We start from the raw sequence: 1,591 nt of genomic DNA, 5'->3' as shown, positions 1-1,591 counted from the left end.
AGCCCGGATCCACCGTCGGAGATTGTGGTTGATCTTCGATGGTGGATCTTGGGGGCGGCGGGTGTGGGTTCGGGATGGGGGCGCGGCGGTGTTGCCGGTCTGCCGGCTTCTCCGAGGGTTCCTGGGTGTGGTGGTGGTCGGTCGGGGTGGTTAGCCGTCGGGCAGGGCGGTGATGGCGGCCAGGGCGAGGGCGAAGTGGTCGGCCCAGGGCCAGCGCTGGGGCAGTCGGAGGGTTCGGGTGCGGGCGTGGGTCGCGAGCCGACCGGGGATGTTGATCAGCCGGTGGCGGATCGAGGCCACGGTGGTGCGGGGTGTTCCGGCGAGGGCCCCGACCGCGCGGGTGAGGTTGTGGGCGATCACGGCCAGCGAGAGCCAGGCGGCGTTGGCGTTGAACTTGCCCGAGGGCAGGTGGGCCAGCCCGGCGGATTTCAGCTCGGCGATGGACTGCTCGACCACGGCGTGGCGGCGGTGGTCGGCCTCGAGTTCGAGGGTCTCGCCGTCCCGGTCGGTGATCATGGCGTGGTAGCTGTAGGTCGCGAACAGCGCGAGCTGGGTGCCTGGGGTGGGGCGGACCCGGCGCACGATGAGCCGGGCGGTGACCGCGTCAGGTCCGGAGAAGCAGGTGTAGGGGATTTCGGCGACGTCGGCGCCGGAGACTTCCGGGGTGGACAGCCAGTAGGGGATCGGTGTCCAGGCGGCGTCGTCGATCGTGGCGATCGCCCGGCGGACCCTGGTGTCCTGGCGGGTGGTGATCGAGAACCGGACGTCGAGGCGGGTCGCGGTGGCGATCACTGCCCGGGAGTAGAACGCGGAGTCCGCGCGCACGGTCAACGGGCCGCTCGCACCGGCGCCACGCAGCCGGGAGACCGACTCGGCCAGCAACGATCCGGCGCCGCGGGCGGCGGCGGCCGCTCCGCCGCGCAGCCGGGAGAAGATCACCTGCCCGGTCTGGGCGCAGGTCGCCAGCTGCGGGTGATAGCCGCGGACCTTGGTGTAGCCGAACCCGGCGCCCTGCTTGTGCCGGCCGTGGACCCGACAGATCGAGGAGTCCAGGTCGATGGTCAACGGTCCGGCCGGGTCGTCCGGCCCGGCGCCGGCGGCCCAGAGCCGGGCCAGCAGCTCGCGGGTCACCCCGTCGAGCTCTCGGGCGTTCGACCAGCGGAAATCCCGCAGCCAGGTCCCGACCGTCGAGGGTGCCCGGCGCTGGTCGAACAGCTCGCGGGCCGCCCCGACCTCGAGCAGCGCCACGTCGTCGATCGAGTCGCCACCAGCGAGCATCGACCCGATCACCGACAGCGCCTTGGTGGCGCTGTTCGCGCCGTGGGCGCCCAGCCGCAGCCGGGTGTCGATCAGCTCGGCCAACCCGAGTTTCTGGGTCAACACAGCCGGCGCGAGCAACCCCGCCGACGACACCAGATTCGGCTCGTCGTAGGTGACCGCGACCCGCGTCAGGTCATGAGAAGCTCGCACCGGCCGGGTGCCCCCTCGCAGAGATCCGATATGTCCGTCGCAAGACACATCGTTCCTGCTCAGCAGGCACCCGGCCCTCAAACCCGCCGAACCACCCCAACATCATCGGTGGATCCGGGCT

At 71.5% G+C, this 1,591-nt stretch carries 1 protein-coding gene; it reads right to left on the bottom strand.

What is annotated here, in order from left to right:
- Positions 1 to 150: 150 nt before the first annotated feature.
- Complete coding sequence (locus HH311_RS30740; RefSeq protein WP_169187540.1) at positions 151 to 1,470, bottom strand: IS1380 family transposase; 1,320 nt, start codon at positions 1,468 to 1,470, stop codon at positions 151 to 153.
- Positions 1,471 to 1,591 lie beyond the last annotated feature (121 nt).

This window comes from Actinomycetospora sp. TBRC 11914 (assembly GCF_012933465.1).
GTDB lineage: Bacteria > Actinomycetota > Actinomycetes > Mycobacteriales > Pseudonocardiaceae > Actinomycetospora.
Note: the sequence above shows the minus strand (reverse complement) of the source record. Positions and strands in the feature narration are given on the sequence as shown.